18 protein-coding genes are annotated in these 17,243 nt (G+C 66.8%); 10 read left to right on the top strand and 8 right to left on the bottom strand.

Going from position 1 to position 17,243, the window contains the following annotated elements:
* Nucleotides 1–54 precede the first annotated feature (54 nt).
* From Q0082_RS08300 to Q0082_RS08290, 3 genes are read right to left on the bottom strand one after another with little or no spacing between them, the layout of a single operon-like run.
* Nucleotides 55–489 carry an HPr kinase/phosphatase C-terminal domain-containing protein gene (locus tag Q0082_RS08300; protein WP_298191454.1) on the bottom strand — a complete coding sequence of 145 codons (435 nt, stop codon included), beginning with the start codon at nt 487–489 and terminating at the stop codon, nt 55–57.
* Nucleotides 486–2,078 carry a stimulus-sensing domain-containing protein gene (locus Q0082_RS08295; protein WP_298191452.1) on the bottom strand — a complete coding sequence of 531 codons (1,593 nt, stop codon included), beginning with the start codon at nt 2,076–2,078 and terminating at the stop codon, nt 486–488. The genes Q0082_RS08300 and Q0082_RS08295 overlap by 4 nt, the downstream gene beginning before the upstream one ends.
* Nucleotides 2,047–2,808 carry a response regulator transcription factor gene (locus Q0082_RS08290; protein ID WP_298191543.1) on the bottom strand — a complete coding sequence of 254 codons (762 nt, stop codon included), beginning with the start codon at nt 2,806–2,808 and terminating at the stop codon, nt 2,047–2,049. Before Q0082_RS08290 ends, Q0082_RS08295 begins: the two co-directional genes overlap by 32 nt.
* A gap of 344 nt (nt 2,809–3,152) precedes the next feature.
* Between Q0082_RS08290 and Q0082_RS08285 the strand changes: the two genes are divergently transcribed.
* Both Q0082_RS08285 and Q0082_RS08280 read left to right on the top strand, forming a co-directional pair.
* Complete coding sequence (locus Q0082_RS08285) at nt 3,153–4,757, top strand: phosphoenolpyruvate carboxykinase (protein WP_298191450.1); 1,605 nt, start codon at nt 3,153–3,155, stop codon at nt 4,755–4,757.
* 78 nt (nt 4,758–4,835) lie between these two features.
* Nucleotides 4,836–5,285, top strand: a complete 450-nt coding sequence (locus Q0082_RS08280; protein ID WP_298191449.1) for a hypothetical protein — start codon at nt 4,836–4,838, stop codon at nt 5,283–5,285.
* On the opposite strand, the gene Q0082_RS08275 is transcribed toward Q0082_RS08280, so the two are convergent.
* Together Q0082_RS08275 and Q0082_RS08270 are read right to left on the bottom strand one after the other, a co-directional pair.
* The gene (locus tag Q0082_RS08275; RefSeq protein WP_298191447.1) at nt 5,282–7,276 is read right to left on the bottom strand and encodes an FAD/NAD(P)-binding protein; all 1,995 of its coding nucleotides are present in this window, start codon (nt 7,274–7,276) and stop codon (nt 5,282–5,284) included. The genes Q0082_RS08280 and Q0082_RS08275 overlap by 4 nt on opposite strands.
* A gap of 56 nt (nt 7,277–7,332) precedes the next feature.
* Nucleotides 7,333–7,938: a J domain-containing protein gene (locus Q0082_RS08270; protein WP_298191445.1), complete on the bottom strand. Its 606-nt coding sequence runs from the start codon at nt 7,936–7,938 to the stop codon at nt 7,333–7,335.
* 40 nt (nt 7,939–7,978) lie between these two features.
* Between Q0082_RS08270 and Q0082_RS08265 the strand changes: the two genes are divergently transcribed.
* The 6 genes from Q0082_RS08265 to Q0082_RS08240 all read left to right on the top strand — a co-directional run bounded on the left by Q0082_RS08265 (nt 7,979) and on the right by Q0082_RS08240 (nt 12,878).
* The gene (locus Q0082_RS08265) at nt 7,979–8,251 is read left to right on the top strand and encodes a BolA family protein (protein WP_298191443.1); all 273 of its coding nucleotides are present in this window, start codon (nt 7,979–7,981) and stop codon (nt 8,249–8,251) included.
* The gene (locus tag Q0082_RS08260) at nt 8,214–8,708 is read left to right on the top strand and encodes an NUDIX domain-containing protein (protein WP_298191441.1); all 495 of its coding nucleotides are present in this window, start codon (nt 8,214–8,216) and stop codon (nt 8,706–8,708) included. Before Q0082_RS08265 ends, Q0082_RS08260 begins: the two co-directional genes overlap by 38 nt.
* Nucleotides 8,708–9,610, top strand: a complete 903-nt coding sequence (locus Q0082_RS08255) for a pirin family protein (RefSeq protein WP_298191541.1) — start codon at nt 8,708–8,710, stop codon at nt 9,608–9,610. The genes Q0082_RS08260 and Q0082_RS08255 overlap by 1 nt, the downstream gene beginning before the upstream one ends.
* 292 nt (nt 9,611–9,902) lie before the next feature.
* Nucleotides 9,903–10,754, top strand: coding sequence for an SDR family NAD(P)-dependent oxidoreductase (locus Q0082_RS08250; protein ID WP_298191439.1), 852 nt, complete (start codon nt 9,903–9,905; stop codon nt 10,752–10,754).
* Nucleotides 10,751–11,644 carry an alpha/beta hydrolase gene (locus Q0082_RS08245; protein ID WP_298191437.1) on the top strand — a complete coding sequence of 298 codons (894 nt, stop codon included), beginning with the start codon at nt 10,751–10,753 and terminating at the stop codon, nt 11,642–11,644. The genes Q0082_RS08250 and Q0082_RS08245 overlap by 4 nt, the downstream gene beginning before the upstream one ends.
* 4 nt (nt 11,645–11,648) lie before the next feature.
* Nucleotides 11,649–12,878: a low temperature requirement protein A gene (locus Q0082_RS08240; protein WP_298191436.1), complete on the top strand. Its 1,230-nt coding sequence runs from the start codon at nt 11,649–11,651 to the stop codon at nt 12,876–12,878.
* Here the strand turns inward: Q0082_RS08240 and Q0082_RS08235 are convergent.
* The 3 genes from Q0082_RS08235 to Q0082_RS08225 form a co-directional block, all read right to left on the bottom strand.
* Nucleotides 12,875–13,366 carry a GNAT family N-acetyltransferase gene (locus Q0082_RS08235; protein ID WP_298191434.1) on the bottom strand — a complete coding sequence of 164 codons (492 nt, stop codon included), beginning with the start codon at nt 13,364–13,366 and terminating at the stop codon, nt 12,875–12,877. The genes Q0082_RS08240 and Q0082_RS08235 overlap by 4 nt on opposite strands.
* Nucleotides 13,367–13,368: 2 nt before the next feature.
* Nucleotides 13,369–14,031: an HD domain-containing protein gene (locus Q0082_RS08230; protein ID WP_298191433.1), complete on the bottom strand. Its 663-nt coding sequence runs from the start codon at nt 14,029–14,031 to the stop codon at nt 13,369–13,371.
* 82 nt (nt 14,032–14,113) lie between these two features.
* On the bottom strand, nt 14,114–15,220 hold the full coding sequence (locus Q0082_RS08225) for a DUF2332 domain-containing protein (protein ID WP_366522534.1): 1,107 nt from the start codon (nt 15,218–15,220) through the stop codon (nt 14,114–14,116).
* 15 nt (nt 15,221–15,235) lie between these two features.
* On the opposite strand from Q0082_RS08225, the gene hisG reads away from it, so the two are divergent.
* Both hisG and hisD read left to right on the top strand, forming a co-directional pair.
* Nucleotides 15,236–15,907, top strand: coding sequence for an ATP phosphoribosyltransferase (hisG, locus tag Q0082_RS08220; protein WP_298191431.1), 672 nt, complete (start codon nt 15,236–15,238; stop codon nt 15,905–15,907).
* Nucleotides 15,907–17,193 (top strand): histidinol dehydrogenase, encoded by a 1,287-nt coding sequence (hisD, locus tag Q0082_RS08215; protein ID WP_298191429.1) that lies wholly within the window; start codon nt 15,907–15,909, stop codon nt 17,191–17,193. Before hisG ends, hisD begins: the two co-directional genes overlap by 1 nt.
* Nucleotides 17,194–17,243: the final 50 nt, after the last annotated feature.

Below are 17,243 nucleotides of genomic sequence, written 5' to 3'. Positions count from 1 at the left end.
GGAAGGGAAGACCGCCAAGGGGCAAGCCCCCGGCAATGTTTCACGCGGGGACGTTTACGTGAAGACTGGCCCCGCCGGCGGCAGGCCATAAGTGCGCAGCGCGATTTCGGCGCGAAGGTGCAGGACGGAGCTATCCGGCCAGAGCCGGATCAGCGGCAGCGCGGCGCCGTGGCGCAAGGCGCGTTCCGGCGCTTCGATGAAGCGCGGGGCTTCAGGGTCGAGCACGAGCAGCAGCGCGACCGGCATTGCGGTTGCGACCGGCATCGTGACGAGGCCCAGCCCGCGCACCTCGAGCAGGCCGGTCGTCTCGGGCACCGGGCTCGCCAGCAACCGTGCGCCGTCGTGTTCGAGCGTCACACCGTCATCGCCGACCAGTACCGCGCCGCGATCGATCAAGGCCAGCGCGAGGCTCGACTTGCCCGCGCCCGATGGTCCCTCGATCAGGATTGCGCGGCCGGCAATGGCGACACAAGTTGCCTGGTGCTTCATTCCTCGTCCTCCCCGGCCATCGGGAGTTCAAGCACGAGCTGCGCGCCGGGTTCGCCGCCGGGGCGGTCGGTGATGGTGAGCGAGCCTTCGTGTGCCTCGGCAATCGTGCGTGCGATGGCGAGCCCCAGACCACTGTGCGCGCCGAACGCCTCGCTGGCAGGCCGGACGGAATGGAAGCGCTCGAACACCTTCTCGCGCTCGGCGGGCGGAATGCCGGGGCCATCGTCGGTCACTGCGAGGTAGACGCGGCCCTCGCTGGCCCAGACCACGACCTCGACGGTGCCGCCGGGCGGCGAAAACGAGACGGCGTTGTCGAGCAGGTTGTCGAGCACCCGCTCCAGCTGCAGCGCGTCGCCGCGCACCAGCGCCGTGCCGCCGCCGCGCACCATGCGGATCGGACACGCTTCCCGATCAGGCCGCGCGCCGCGCGCACCGACGACGTCTCCGGCAAGGGCTGCCAGATCGAGCGGAGCGAACGTCGCGCGGCTCAATTGCGCATCGATGCGGCTGGCATCGGCGATCTCGGTAATCAGCCGGTCGATGCGCTGCACATCGTGCGCAGCAATCGCGGCCAGTTGCTGGCGCAGCGCGGGATCGTCGACCTTCTCCATCGTCTCGAGCGCGCTGGAGAGCGAGGCGAGCGGGTTCTTGAGCTCGTGCGCGACATCGGCGGCAAAGCTTTCGACCGCGTCGATGCGCTGGCGCAGCGCGGTGGTCATGTCGGAAAAGGCGCGCGCAAGGAGCCCGATCTCGTCGCCGCGTTCAGGCAGGCGCGGGACGACAACCGCGCGGTCGCGCCCCAGCCGCACACGCACCGCGGCGCGGACCAAGGCGCGCAGCGGCTGGACAATCGTGCGGGCCAGGAACAGCGAAAGCTGGATCGAAAGCAGGAAGGCGACGCCGATGATGATCCCCAGCGACTGGCGCGCATCGCGGACCGACTGGGTGACATCAGTGGCGTTGCGCAGTGCGAGCAGCATCTCGCCCCTGGTCCCCACAGGCGTGGCGGCAGTGATCACCGGCGTGCGATCCGGCGCATAGCGCAGGTAGACTTCGGTCGCCCGCGAGGCGCGGGCGCGCGCGATCTCGGGCCAGTTGGCCGCGCCCGTCTCGGGCGGTTCGCGGTATCGTTCGATGACCGGAGCGCCGACGATGAAGTCCACGCCGCGATCGAGCAGGCGCGCGGCGCTGGTATACCAGGCCTCCTTGTCTGGATCGGCAAAGGCGAACGGCGGCGGCGCGAGGCGGAAACTGTCGGCGATCAGCCCACCCTTGGCATCATAGAGCGTGAGCCGCAGCTTTTGCGCAGTGCCGATTTCGGCGAGCACTTCGCGTGCCTTGGCGGGCCGGGCTTCGGTCAGCGCTGTGGCGGCGATCTCGGCCTCGGCCCGGGCCAGCTTGAACCGTTCGGCCAGGAGCTGCTTGCGGTAGCTGTCGAGATAGAAGAACGAACCGGCGAGGAGCGCGAGTGCGATGACGTTGACCGCGAGGATGCGCGTCGTGAGCGAAACGCCGCGCACGCGCCACGAGCGGCGACGCAGCGGCGGGCGCGCCGGATCAGGAATCGGCGAAGCTGTATCCGGCGCCATAGAGCGTTTCGATGGCGGCAAAGCCGGGATCGGCCACGCGGAACTTGCGGCGCAGGCGCTTGATGTGGCTGTCGATCGTGCGGTCGTCGACGAAGACATCGTCGTGGTAGGCCGCGTCCATCAGCTGATTGCGCGTCTTGACCACGCCCGGGCGCAGCGCAAGTGCCTCGAGGATCAGGAACTCGGTCACGGTGAGTGACACCGCAGCGCCGTCCCACGTGACGGTATGGCGGGCGGGGTCCATCACGAGGCGGCCGCGGCGGATCGGTTCGGGTAGCGGCTGCGCCCCTTCGCCCGGTTCGGCCGGTCCCGCCGCATCGCTGCGGGCAATTTCGGAGCGGCGCAGGATCGCGCGGATGCGGGCGATCAACAGGCGCTGGCTGAAAGGCTTGGCGATGTAATCGTCGGCGCCCATCGATAGGCCGAGCGCCTCGTCGGCCTCGGCATCCTTGCTGGTGAGGAAGATCACCGGGAGCTGGCTCTTCTCGCGCAGGCGGCTCAGGAGTTCGAGCCCATCCATGCGCGGCATCTTGATATCGCAAACGGCAAGGTCTGGCGGGTTTTCGATCAGAGCCTTCAGCGCTGCGGCGCCGTCGTAATAGAGCCGGGTGACGAAGCCTTCGGCCTGTAGCGCGATCGACACGGTGGTCAGGATATTTCGGTCATCATCCACCAGCGCGATCACTCGGGGATCATCACCGCGCGTGGTGGCAGATACCGGCGATTGCAAAGCTTCGGACAGGGGCGTTTCCGGTCTGGCTGGCGGCGGGTCGGGGGCCAAGGGATTACCGGCTCCCAGCGTTGCTGGCAACCGCGCCGCGGATCCCGCGTGAATGCGGTGCAGTTGTACGCGGTGCAACTTGCTGCGCAAAAAACTAGGTTGCCGCGACGGCATTTGACGCAGCATGGCGGGGTGGCTATGCGCCGGGACAGACTCAGCGCATTCGTATGCAAACCAGCTGCGGATTCGCCGGCGGACGAGAGCATCTGGGTGTGATTGCAACGCGGGGCCATGCCTCGCCCGGAGCCCCAACCGGCCCGGGCAACCGGCAAACCCGCAGAGGGAGACCGACTTTGTCTGATACTGCTTTGAAAGTGACTCTCGCTCAGCAGGGGCTTCCCGAGCCCGCGCAGATCTTTGCCAACATCGGCACCGCGCCGCTGGTCGAGCATGCGATCCGCAATGGCGAGGGCGTGCTTTCGGCAGACGGCCCGTTCGTCGTCGCCACCGGCAAGCACACCGGCCGCAGCGCCAAGGACAAGTTCTTCGTCCGCGATGCCGAGACCGAAAACACGATCTGGTGGGGCAAGACCAACGTCGCCATGACGCCCGAGCAGTTCGCGGCGCTCAAGGCGGATTTCCTCGCCGCGCTGGGCGGGCTCGACAAGGCCTACGTTGCCGACCTGTTCGGCGGTTCGCAGCCCGAATATCGCGTTTCCGTGCGCGTGATCACCGAGTTCGCCTGGCACTCGCAGTTCATCCGCACCCTGCTCGTGCGCCCGACGGCTGCGGAACTCGCAAGCTTCGCGCCTGAATACACGATCATCGATATCCCGAGCTTCCGCGCCGATCCTGCGCGTCACGGCTGCCGCAGCGAAACGGTGATCGCGGTCAACTTCACCGAGAAGCTGATCCTGATCGGCGGCACCGCTTATGCGGGCGAGATGAAGAAGTCGGTGTTCGGCATTCTCAACTACCTGCTGCCGGTGCAGGGGGTCATGCCGATGCACTGCTCGGCCAATATCGGTGCGGACGGCACCACGGCGGTGTTCTTCGGGCTTTCCGGCACCGGCAAGACGACGCTTTCAGCCGATGCCAGCCGCACGCTGATTGGTGATGACGAGCACGGCTGGTCGGACACGGCGGTGTTCAACTTCGAGGGCGGCTGCTACGCCAAGATGATCCGTCTCTCGGCAGAGGCAGAGCCCGAAATCTTCGCGACGACGAAGCGCTTCGGCACGATCCTCGAGAACGTGGTGATCGATCCCGAAACCCGCACGATCGACCTCGACGATGCCTCACTGGCGGAAAACAGCCGCGGTTCCTACCCGATCGACTTCATCCCGAACACGAGCGAGAAGAACCTCGGCCCGGTGCCGTCGAACATCATCTTCCTGACGGCGGATGCCTATGGCGTGCTGCCCCCGATCGCGCGGCTGACGCCCGATCAGGCGATGTACCACTTCCTTTCTGGCTATACCGCGCGCGTGGCCGGCACCGAAATCGGCGTGACCGAGCCGGAAGCCACCTTCAGCACCTGCTTCGGCGCGCCGTTCATGCCGCGCCATCCTTCGGTCTACGGCAACCTCCTCAAGGAGCGCATCGCCAAGGGCGGGGTGAAGTGCTGGCTGGTCAACACCGGCTGGTCCGGCGGCCTCGCCACCATGCCGGGGATCAAGCGCATGCCGATCAAGGCGACCCGCGCACTGCTCAACGCCGCGCTCGATGGCAGCCTCAACAGCGCCGACTTCCGCATCGATCCGGGCTTCGGCTTCGAAGTGCCGGTTGCCGTGCCGGGCGTGGATACCGCACTGCTCGATCCGCGCGGCGCCTGGGCCGATCCGGAGGCCTATGACCGCACCGCCAAGGAGCTGGTGCGCAAGTTCATCGACAACTTCGCGCAGTTCGCCGACCATGTCGACGAAGGCGTGCGCAACGCGGCACCGATCGCAGCATAAGCAAGAAGACGACAATCCCGTCTGGCATGAGGCCTCGCCCTGTGCGAGGCCTCTTTTTTTGTGCCAGAAGGACGAAACATGGCCACGCATTCGATCCGACTTTTTGCCGATGATGCGGCGGTGCGCCATGTGGGCGAAGGCCTGCTGGCCCGCACGCTGCCCAAGGCGGAGTGGACGCACGAGGCGCATCTCGCCGCCTGCCTGTGGCTGCTGCGCGAGCGACCGGACTTCGTGCCGGAGCGTGACATGCCGGGCACGATCAGCGCCTACAACGTGGCCGTGGGCGGCGAGAACACCGACAGCGCGGGGTATCACGAGACACTGACGCAGCTCTACATTCGCGGCGTGCGCGCCTTTGCCGGGACGGTGCCGGCCGGCACCGCGCTTGTCGATGCGGTGAACGCGCTGCTGAAAAGCGAGATCGGTGATCGAAGCTGGCCGCTGTGCTTTTATTCTAAGGCGCGCCTGTTCAGCGTGGATGCGCGACGCGGCTGGGTGGAGCCGGACCTGGCTGCGCTGGAAGACTAGGCCGTTCGGCGCGGCACGAACGGATAGGTCCGCCGCTCGATGACTTCCTGCACCGCGCGGTGGGCTTCCTGGATCGCGGCGTCGGTGTGCGGGCTCGCCGCCGCGTCGCTGTTCGCAATGCTGACAAGGCCGAAGGGCTGGCGGCCCACCACGCAAGGGCGGTTCGGGCTCTCGCTGTAGACCCATTCCACCGGATCGTAGATCGAGTTGTAGGTGTAGGAATAGCCGTGGCCCCAGCGGTTCACGGTGATCCCGGCAATGTCGCGCGCGGCATCAAAGCCCGCACTGCCCAGCATACGCTGCAACTGGCGCCGGGTCTCGCGCTCGAAAGTCTCGAAGCTCATCGCGAGAAGCTCGGCTCGGCCGACACGGTGCTGGTCACGGCGCGGCAGGCCGGGCTTGTTCATGTATTTGACGAGATGGAGCACCACCGGCTCGTCCGGGTTCTGCGGGTGCTTCAGGTCACCCAGGCTGACCGCTTCGGTGAGCCCGACTTCCTGATGGAACATCGTCGGGCAGTGGAAGTTGGCGGCACCCAGCTTCACGAACGGCCGCCAGTTGGTGACCGCAACGCTGGTGTAGACCATCGGGCCCTTCACCCCATAGGCGAGCGCCTCCTTCTGCGCAGGCGGCAGTTCGGGCATCATGTAGGGGATCGCCATGTTCCAGCAGGCCATGATCACGGCCTTGCCGCGGACCTCCACCAGCTTGCCGTCTTTGGCATAATGCACCGCGACCTCGCCCGCACTCGCCGGATCACCGCGATGCGCGACATTGAGGACAACGCTCGAGAGGCGGATGCGCGTGGGCGCGCCGGGACGATCCAGCGCGGCGTAGTCGATCACCGCGGTGCCCATGTCCTCCTGCGTGCGGCCTGCGGTCGCCTCGGGAACCAGCTTGGAGACAAGCAGCCGCGCCAGCGTGGCGTTGCCATCGGGGAAGTGGATCGACTTGTCGCCCTCGCGCTGCCGGCCGTGCTGCCCGCCGGGAAGGTCTGCAAAGAGGTCTGCCGGCACTTCGCCCAGCGCCATGCCGGAAAAGCCGGGATAGCCCTGCACCCAGGCAAACAGCGCGGGCACGGCATCGCCGCCGACGCAGAAGCTTGCCATGCCAATGTTCTGAAACAGCCAGTAAACCTGAGGATCGACGCCGACCTTCTCGGTCAGGAACTCCTTGTAGGAATGCCGCGCCAGCCAGTCCTTCTTCGCCGCCGCATCGAGGCCGGGGAGATAATCGGGCTGCGGATTGGCGAAGAGTCGCGCGAGGTCCGCCCGCGCCTTGGGGCCAAGCGGCGCCTTATCCAGCTTCTCGGGCTCGATCCGCCCGCCGCGCCAGCCGCCGCCCATGGGCAGGACCACGTCCTTCCCGCCAAAGGTCTCGGCATCGAAGACCATGCCGTGGCCCATGCCGAGCGACTTGTAGAGTGTGGCGTTGGCCGTGTTGTCGCGCTCGAACCGCGCGATATCGACGCCGATGTCATCGAGCAGCACACGCGACCACTTGTCGTAGCGCGAGGGGCTTTCGATGTTGAGCGTGCCGCCGTTGCAGACGAGCAGCTTGCCGTTCACGCGGAATTCGTTGCGCTTGGCGTGCCCGCCGAAATCGTCATGGTTGTCGAGCACCAGCACTTTCGCACCCGGCCCCACCCGCTTCTGGAAGAAATGCGCTGCGGAAAGCCCGGAAAGCCCGCCGCCGACGATCACGAGGTCATAGATCTCGCCGCTCTGCTCGGCGTCCGCCAGTTTGAGCGTCCCGTCGCGCAGCATATGCGCCGCCTCATAGGTACCGGCGTGCGAACCGCGCATACCCTGCTTGGCTGGGGGATAGGGAGTGGGATCGATCTCGGGCGTCACGACCGCCTTGGCGCGGGCTGCAGCAGCGAGCGCGTCGGCAGGTGCGGCGGCTGCCAGCGCGCTGGCCGCCGCCCCGTTCACGAAATCGCGCCGGGTGATCGCCCGGTCCATCCCCAGCTGCCGGTCTTCGTCTCGCATGCGTCCCCCCATACCCGATGCAAGAGCTTTGCGCCGGATGGGGGGCTTGTCCAGTCTCAGACGTTGAAGGCTGGCGTCGCGCGCAGGAGGTTGTAGGCTTCGACCACGGCCTGAAGGCGGCCTTCGTAGGCCCGGTCGCCGCCGTTCTTGTCAGGATGAAAACGGCGGACCAGCTCCGAATAGCGCGTGCGCAGTGCCTTGCGATCGGCATCGAAGCCGAGGCCCATCACATCGTAGGCCTTGCGCTCCTCAGGCCCGATCCCGCGCCGTGCGGCTTCCTGCCGGTGCAGTGCATCGGCGCGGCGCGCTTTGGCGCGGCCCGCGATGGCCTCGAGCGGATCGGCGAAATCGTTCCAGCGCGGGGCCTGATCGATCCCGGCCGTAGGACGGAACGCACGGGTCTCGGTCGCCCAGCCGGCGAGCGGGGATTGCGCCGCCATGATTTCCTCCGGTGTCATGCCCGCGAAGAAATCATACCCGGCGTTGAAGGCGCGGACGTGTTCGAGGCACATCCAGCGGTAGTCCCCCGGCCCGTCGAACCCCGGCGCGCGCGCACCGGGCGCGCGGAACTCGCCAGGCTCGTTGCAGCCGGGCACCGCGCAAAGCTGCCCGGTGCCCTGCACCCGGCCATGGAAGCGTGTATGGTTCGTGGCATGTTTCATTGGCCTTCCACATGGGCAATCATCGTCTAAGATGGAAGACATGACAGGACCCCTTGCCCAAGAAATCACCCGGCTTCTGACCGAAGCCCTCGCCCCCGAACACCTTGCCGTGATCAACGACAGCGCCAGCCACAGTGGCCACATGGGCGACGACGGATCGGGCGAATCGCACTTCACCGTGGAGATCACGAGCGCGAAGTTCGCCGGCGTTTCGCGCGTCATGCGCCAGCGCATGGTCAACGCCGCGCTGGGTGACATTCCCGGCCAGCGTGTCCATGCTCTTGCGATCAAGGCCCGTGCACCCGGTGAGTGATGGGGCAGTGAGTGAAAGCCCGCGACGCGTCCGCAGGGCCGCGCGGATCTTGCTGCTGGACGAGCACGAGCGCCTGTTGCTGATTCGCTTCGCCCCGCCCACGCGCCGCGCCTTCTGGTGCGGGGTGGGCGGCGAATGCGATCCGGGCGAGGACTTCCATGCCGCTGCGGTGCGCGAGCTGTTCGAGGAAACCGGCCTGCAGGTTGAAGACTGCGGGCCCGAGATCGCGCAGCGCACTGACGATTTCATCACGCTGGAGGGCGAGCCTGTCACTTCCGACGAGCGCTTCTTCCGCGTACGCACGGTGAACTTTGCGCCCGACCCCGCCGGGCACACTGCGCTCGAGCGCGAGCTGATCAAGGAATTCCGCTGGTTTGCCGCCGCCGAGCTGGCAGAATGGCACGAGCCGATTTTCCCGGTGAACATCCTCGAACTGCTGCAGGCGGAGGTATCGTGATGACGCAGCCCGTGACGCAGATCCTGACGCCCGTGACCCACGACCTCGGCGCCTTTCAGGTGCGGCGCGTGCTGCCCGCGCGCGAACGGACCATGGTTGGCCCGTTCATCTTCGTCGACCAATTCGGACCTGCGGTGCTGCCCACGGGCACCGCCATGGACGTGCGGCCGCACCCGCATATCAACCTCGCCACGGTCACCTGGCTGTTTGGCGGCAAGTATGCGGGCGCGATCGATCACCGCGACAGTCTGGGCACGTTCGCCACGATCCGCCCCGGGCAGGTCAACCTGATGACGGCGGGTCGCGGCATCGTCCATTCCGAGCGCAGCCCGGCGGCGGAACGAGTCGGCGGCCCGGCGCTCTATGGCATGCAGACCTGGCTCGCGCTGCCCGATGGGCGCGAGGACATCGACCCCGCCTTCGAGCAGCAGGCGGACCTGCCACTGATCGAGGACGGCTGCACCACCGCGCGCGTCATCATGGGCACGCTGTGGGGCCGAACCGCACCGACGACGCAGCACAGCCAGACGATCTATGCCGAGATCCTGTTCGCCCCCGGCGGCGAAATCCCCATCGACGCTGCGGCGGACGAGCGCGCGGTCATGCTGGTGGGCGGCGAAGCGCGCATCGATGGCGTGCCGCTGGAGCTGTACAGCCTTGCCGTGCTGGCGCCAGGAGTCACGCTGAAGCTAGCCTCCGAAGCAGGCGGGCGCGTGATGCTGCTCGGCGGCGAGGCCTTCACTTCGCAGCGCCACGTCTGGTGGAATCTCGTGAGCTCGAGCCGCGAGCGGATCAACCAGGCCAAACACGATTGGGACGAAGGGCGCTTTCCCAAAGTGCCGGGGGACGAGGACGAGTTCATCCCCCTGCCCAAGGTGCCCAACACGCGCGCCAATCTCTAGGGTCAGGACCTATTAACCGCGCCATCGAGGTTTGAGGCAAAATGGCTCAGTGCGAGGAAGGAAGACGCAGGAATATGTCGATATTTCAAGGCTTCCTGACGAAGCAATGGGCCATTTTGGTCAAATCCCTGCGGGACGCTGGCATGGCTTCCATCTCAGACAGAAACTCACTTGGAAAGGCAACCAGCCTTCCCGGCGTGAATTTCCGCCTGATATGTTCGCCATGCCAGCGCCTCGAAGGCGCGGTTAATAGGTCCTGACCCTGGATCAGAACACAAGAGGGAGAGAGATCATGGCATTTGCCGGAGAGGTGGCGTGGATCACCGGGGCATCATCGGGGATCGGCGCGGCAATGGCCCGCGCGCTGGCGGCGGAAGGCGCGCATGTGATCCTGTCCGGCCGCAATGCCGAGGCGCTCAATGAAGTTGCCGCAGAGTGCGCGAAGGGCAATGCCACTGCCCTTGTGCTGCCATTCGAGGTGACGGACCACCCGGCCGGCCTCGCTGCGGCGGAGCAGGCCTGGGAATGGGCCGCAGAGCGCAGCGGCGGGATCGACATCCTGTTCAACAATGCCGGCATTTCGCAGCGCAGCCTCGCGGTGGATACCGACTATGCGGTTTATGAGCAGATCATCGCGGTCGATCTGCTCGCCCCCATCGCGCTGACACAGGCGCTGATCGGGCGCATGGTCGCGCGCGGCAAGGGCCGCATCGCGATGGTGTCCAGCGTGGCGGGCAAGGTCGGCGTGCCGCTGCGCACGGCCTATAGCGCGGCCAAGTTCGGCCTCATCGGCTATTCGAACGCGCTGCGCAGTGAAGTGACCGGTGCGGGGCTTCAGGTCCACGTCATCGCGCCGGGATCGGTGCGCACCAACGTCTCGCGCAACGCGCTTAACGCCGATGGCAGCCGCCGCGGGGTGAGCGACAAGGGCATCGACGGGGGCATGGATCCCGAACTCGCGGTCGCGCAGATGCTGGCGGAAATGGCCGAAGGCAAGCGCGAGATCATTGTTGCGACCGGGTTCGAGCGGATGATCGGCGAAGCCTGTCGCACACCCGACGAAATCTTCGACCGCATGGCGAAGATGGTCGCCGATGGCTATGCCACGAAGATGGAAACCCCCAAGGCGGAGACCGCTGAATGAGCATGGACCTCACCCGTGTGAAGCTCGCCAACGGGATCGAACTCGATGTGGTGGATGTGGGCCCGCGCGATGCGCCCGCGCTGATGTTCCTCCACGGCTTTCCCGAATCGCACCGCACCTGGCGCCACCAGATTGCCCACCTTTCGAGCCGTTTCCGCTGCATCGCGCCCGACCAGCGCGGCTATCGCGGCTCCTCCAAGCCCGAAGGCGCGGAGAATTACACGCCCGACAAGCTGATCGGCGATATCTTCCTCCTCGCCGATGCACTCGGCGTGGGGCAGTTCACCGTGCTCGGGCATGACTGGGGCGGCGCAATTGCCTGGGGCGTGGCGCTCATGGGGCAAGGGACGCGCGTCACCCGCGCCGTCGTCGCCAATGCGCCGCATCCGGGGATCTTCCAGAAGCTGCTCTATCTCGATCCCGTGCAGCGCAGGGCGAGCCAGTACATGCGGGCGTTCCGTGATACCGCCAACGATGCCTTGGTCCGCGAGCATGGGCTGGGCGCGCTGCTCATGCAGGTGCTGAACTGGGGTGACCGCGCCCCGGTGATGGAAGAGGCCGAACGCGCCGCTCTGCTGCAGGACTGGTCGAACGGCGATAGCGCGATTGCCATGCTCAACTGGTACCGCGCGAGCCCGATGGACGTGCCGACCATGGAGGCGCCCTTCGCGCTGCCCGAAGGCTATGCCCCGCCGCCACTGCCGCCGCTGATGATCCCGACGCTGGTGATCTGGGCAATGGACGACATGGCGCTGCCCCCCGCCAACCTCGACGGGCTGGACGCGATGATCCCCAATCTCACGCTGGTGCAGGTGCCCGATTGCGGCCATTTCGTGCCGTGGGAAGCGCCGGACAAGGTGAACGCGGCGCTGGACGCGTTCCTCGCCTAGTCCGATGGTTGAGAAGACACCGGAGCATTGCTCGCTGCTGCGCCAGCATGGCGGCGGGCCTGCTCCGGTCAGCTATCTCGAGCTGTTTTTCGATCTCGTCTATGTCTTTGCCATCACGCAGATTTCCCACGCGCTGCTGGTGAACCTTACCTGGCGCGGCCTTGCCGAAGCGTCCGTGCTGTTCCTCGCGGTCTGGTGGGCGTGGATGTACACCACCTGGGCGGCGAACTGGGCCAATCCGGACCGCGCGGCGGTGCGCATCATGCTGCTGCTAGGCATGCTGGCGAGCCTGTTGATGGCAGTCGGGCTGCCTCACGCCTTCTCGCGAGGTGCAGAGGATAACGGGACGCTGTTCGTGGGCAGCTACCTTGCGCTCCAGATGGGGCGCACGCTGTTCATGGCGGTGATCATGCGGCAGGGCGATCCGCGCGGCATGATGAACATGGTGCGCATCTCGTGCTGGTTCGCCGCCTCGTCGCTGCTCTGGATGGCAGGACTCGGTGCAGCGGGGGAAGCGCGGCTCGCCTGGTGGCTTGGCGCGCTGGCGCTTGAATATCTCGGGCCACTCGCGGGCTTCATGACCCCCTTCCTCGGCCGCTCTCTGGCGACGGACTGGGCCATTTCCGGCAGCCACATGGCCGAACGCTGCGCGCTGTTCATCATCATAGCGCTGGGTGAAGGCATCGTGGTCACCGGGGTGAACTTCGGCGCCGCCGCTCCCACACCGGAGCGGATCGCCGCATTTGTCTGCGCCTTTGCCGGATCGGTGCTGATGTGGTGGATCTACTTCGATCTCGGTGCCGAGCGCGGCGCGCGCCATATCGAGAACCACGCAAATCCCGGCCGCGTTGCGCGCGAGGCCTACACTTATCTGCACATGCCGATCGTCGGCGGCATCGTGGTGAGCGCAGTCGCCGATGCGCTGGTGCTCGAAGGATCGGAGGGCGGCGCGGCGCCAGGCCTGATCCTCACGCTCTGCGGCGGCCTCCTCGCCTTCCTCGGCAGCGTCGGCCTGTTCAAGCGGTTCAGCAACGCGCTGGGCAACTTCCCGCTCTCGCACACCGTGGGCTGTGTGCTGCTGGTTGCGCTGGGCGGTTGGGCCTGGTTACGCCCGATGCCCGTGACCATGATCGCGACCGCGTCGGTGCTGGTGTTGCTGACTGTCGCGGTGTGGGAATGGGGCTCGTACAATGGCGGCTGGCGCGAACGGCTCGAGCGTCTGAAGCCCGCCTAGCCCAGCTCCAGCCGATAGAAATGCGTGTCGACCGGCATGCGCGGGAAGCCCTCCGGCAGCGCATCAGGATCAACGGCAAAAAACCCGTTCTTCTCGTAGAACCGCCGCGCGGCATGGAGCTTCTCGACCGTACCGAGGGTAATGCCGGTGATCCCCTTGGCCCGCGCATGGTCCAGAAGAATCGCCAGCAGCCCCGCCGCCACCCCCAGCTCGCGCCCGCGGGCTTCGGCGGCGACGAACATCTTGCGCAGCGCGCCTTCGCTGGTCCCGAAGCCGATCAGGCCGATCGTGCCGACAATCCGGCCCTCCCGTTCCGCCACCCAGAATCCTCCGGTGCCGGACTGATAGACCTCCGCCACCGCGCGCAGATCGGGCTGCTCCTCGGCGGTCACGGGCACTGCAAATTCGCCCTGCTGGATGCCAAGGACATGCGCGATGACCGCGTCCTCGTCGGCCTTGGCATAAGGCCGGTACATGATTTCAGCCATGGTCAGAGCGTCTTGAACCCGTCCGTCTCGGCCGAGAGCGTCTCCAGCCACTTGGCGAGGAGATCGCGCTTGGCCGGCATCAGCGCCTTGCCTGCGGGCGAAAGCACGCGCGCCGGCACATCGCGCAGGTTGTCCTTCAGCATCGGCAGGACGGCGGGGCCATCGGGCTGACCGCCGTTGGGATCGGCCAGCGCCATGATCCGCGCCGCGCCAATAGCGCCGAGCCAATCGAGCGCATCGGCATCATGGAGATAGAGCGATTCGGGGACCGTCGGCGTGCGGTAGTACATGTGCTCGCGGATGGCGGCCTGCACCTTGGGCAGCTTCGCCATCGGGAAGCCAGTGGGGGCGAGGACCTCACCCACCAAGTCGGCTGCAACGTCCGAATGATCGAGATCGGGCTTCTCGTAGGGCTTGAACGCCGCGATATCGTGCAGATAGGCGGCTGCGAACAGCACATCATCATCGAGAGCGACCTTGTCCGTCGCTGCCATCGCCTTGGCCAGCGCATAGTCGCGGTCCGAATGCGAGGTGCCCCAGGCCGGGTGCTTGCAATGCTCGATGTTGAACGCGCGGACCTTGGTGCGCCAATCGAGCGGGGGCGAATCGGCCAATGCCGTCACCGGAACAGCAACGAGAGCGATGGAGGCAAGGAGCAGTTTCATCGAGCGCATGGGAAGCTTTCTACGCTAGGTTGCAGAGAGGCTAGCATGCAGGGCGGCAGGCGCAATTGGTCCGTGCGGCCAATCACGCTGCCCCATGCCACGCCACCCATGCGCCGTGGGCATGCGCCTCGCCGAGCAGCACCGGCTCACCGCCGCCGGGCCAGTAGCGGACGGTGAGTTCGTGACGGAAGGTCTCGCGGTTGGTTTCGAGCATGATCCACGCGATGCGGCGGCCGCCCTCGCCCGCGCTGGCGATCGCCGTGGTGATGCGGGCGCGGGTTTCGGGCGGCAGGTATTGCCACACGATCGAGTGGTAGAACACGCGCGTCGTATCCGCCTCCTGCCGGGCGGCGAGGCGCTGGTCCACCCAGTCGCCCGCGTCCATCTGCGTGAGCTTTGGCGGCTGCTCGCCCGCCAGCCGGATCGCCGCATCGATACGCGCCATGCGCTCGGTCACCTCGGCCCAGACATAGCTTTTCAGCCGCAGCGCCGCGGCCCGATCGGCAAGGTTCACCGGCGCACGGTCGCAGCCCTCAATGGCGGTAATCTCCACCGGAGCGGCCATGGGCGCAGGTCCTCGCCACTCCGGCTTTATCTGCATCGGTGAGGTCGGCGGACCGGCCTGCGTCCCACCCAGATCGTAGTGATACCGGTCCATCATCGTGTTCACGCCCGCGCTGGCGCCAAGTTCATTCATTTCGAACCGGGAGCCGATGCGCGGTGAAAGCCACAGCAGCGCCGCCATGATCGAAGCCGAGCGGCCCGCTTCGTTGGTCTGCGGCGGGCCATCGAGCCACGGCAGCAGCGCAGCATCGTGATTCCGCGTGAGCTCCACGATCAGCGCATCGACCTCGCCCTGATCGGTGACCTCGCCGCGATAGACCGCGCCCAGCCGCATGTCGGCGCCGGAAAGCAGCAGATGATGAAAGCCGCCGGCCAGCCGCAGCGGCAGCGCATCCTCAAGCGGAATGCCCGGCCAGTTCGCCAAGCGCCGCCCGGTCTCTGTCTCGTCGGACAGGAGCGCCAGCTGCGCGCGCACCACCCGTGCGGTGCACGGCGCACCGTTGTTTGCCGCGTGATCCGCCTGCCAGGCAATCGCCGCTGCCACGTCGCGCGCATCCATCACCATGGCCTGGACCTGTTCGAGACCACCCGTTCCATACAGTTGCCCTTTCCGGCCCTTTGCCATAGGGGCGGGCGCGTCATGACCGCGCCAACCTCTATCGTTTTTGCCCTGCCCAAGGGCCGCATCCTCGACGAGGCGCTGCCGTTGCTGGCGGACGCCGGTGTCGTGCCCGAGGCGGACTTCTTCGACAAGGCCTCGCGCAAGCTGAGCTTCGCTACCAGCCGCGCCGACATGACGATCATCCGCGTGCGCGCATTCGACGTGGCGACCTTCGTCGCCCATGGCGCCGCGCAGGCCGGGATCGTCGGCTCGGACGTGATCGACGAGTTCGACTATGCCGACCTCTACGCACCGGTCGATCTCGATATCGGGCATTGCCGCCTTTCGGTGGCCGAACCCGCAGCAGCGGTCGAAAGCGGAGCAACCGCCCGCGAAAGCCACGCCCGCGTTGCGACGAAGTATCCCAGCCTCACCCGCCGCCACTTCGAGAAGCTCGGCGTCGCCGCAGAAGTGGTGAAGCTGAACGGCGCGATGGAACTGGCACCTTCGCTGGGCCTTGCCAGCCGGATCGTCGATCTTGTCTCCTCGGGCCGCACCTTGAAAGACAACGGCCTGGTCGAGACGAGCCGGATCATGCCCGTCTCGGCGCGCCTCATCGTCAACCGCGCCGCATTGAAGACCGATCCGGCACGGATGGGCGCGCTGATCGATGCTTTCCGCGATCTGGTCGCGCGCCGGAAGGCCGCCTGATGCAGCGCCTCCACACCCGTGACGCGGGCTTTGCCGAAGCCTTTGCCGCCGTCGTCAGCGACCGCCGCGAAAGCGACGCCGATGTCGCCCGCGATGTTGCCGCGATTCTAGCCGATGTCCGTGCGCGCGGCGATGCAGCGCTCGCGGACTACACCGCGCGCTTCGACGGTCACGATCTGGGAGACGACTGGCGCATCCCCGCCGAGACCTGCCGCGAAGCCTTCGACTCACTCGATCCAGCCCTGCGCGCCGCGCTCGAACTCGCAGCGGAGCGGATCCGCGCCTACCATCAGGCACAGCTGCCCGAAGACAGGGACTACACCGATGCCGCAGGCGTCCGCCTCGGTGCAAAGTGGCACCCGGTCGATGGCGCGGGGCTTTATGTGCCTGGCGGACGCGCAGCCTATCCCTCCTCGCTGCTGATGAACACCATTCCCGCGAAGGTCGCTGGCGTAGGCCGCCTTGTCGTCACCACGCCCACTCCCAAGGGGGCGATCAATCCGCTGGTCCTTGCCGCTGCGCATCTCGCGGGCGTCGATGAAGTCTGGCGCGTCGGCGGCGCGCAGGCGATTGCCGCGCTTGCCTATGGCACGAAGCGCATCGCGCCGGTTGACGTGATCACCGGCCCCGGCAATGCCTGGGTCGCCGAGGCAAAGCGCCAGCTCTACGGCGTCGTTGGCATCGACATGGTGGCAGGCCCGTCCGAGATCCTCGTCATCGCCGACAGCCAGAACGATCCGCAGTGGATCGCTGCCGACCTGCTCAGTCAGGCCGAACACGATCCCGCCGCGCAGGCGATTCTGATCACCGACGATGCCGCCTTTGCCGATGCCGTCGCCGCCGCGGTAGAGGCCGAGATTGCCCTGCTGCCCACCGCCGCCGTCGCCCGGGCCAGCTGGGATGCGCACGGTGTGATCATTGTGGCGGGTTCGCTGGACGAGGCCCCCGCCCTCGCCAATGCACTGGCGGCAGAGCACGTCGAGATCGCGACCGCCGATCCCGAAGCGCTGTTTGCCGGCATCCGCCATGCCGGCTCCGTTTTCCTTGGCCGCCAAACGCCCGAGGCCATCGGCGATTATGTCGCGGGCCCCAACCATGTGCTGCCCACCGGCCGCCGCGCGCGGTTCGCTTCCGGCCTGTCGGTGCTCGATTTCATGAAGCGCACCAGCTTCCTTAGCGTCAGCGAGGGCTCGCTCGGCGCCGTCGGCCCGGCTGCAGTGGCGCTGGCCGAAGCGGAAGGGCTTGCCGCACATGCCCGCTCGATCGAATTGAGGCTTGGAATATGACCCGCTCGAAGGCCCCCAATCGATCTGCCGCGCGGCTTGCCGCCGTGCAG

The organism is Novosphingobium sp. (assembly GCF_027489515.1).
Classification (GTDB): Bacteria; Pseudomonadota; Alphaproteobacteria; order Sphingomonadales; family Sphingomonadaceae; genus Novosphingobium.
Note: the sequence above shows the minus strand (reverse complement) of the source record. Positions and strands in the feature narration are given on the sequence as shown.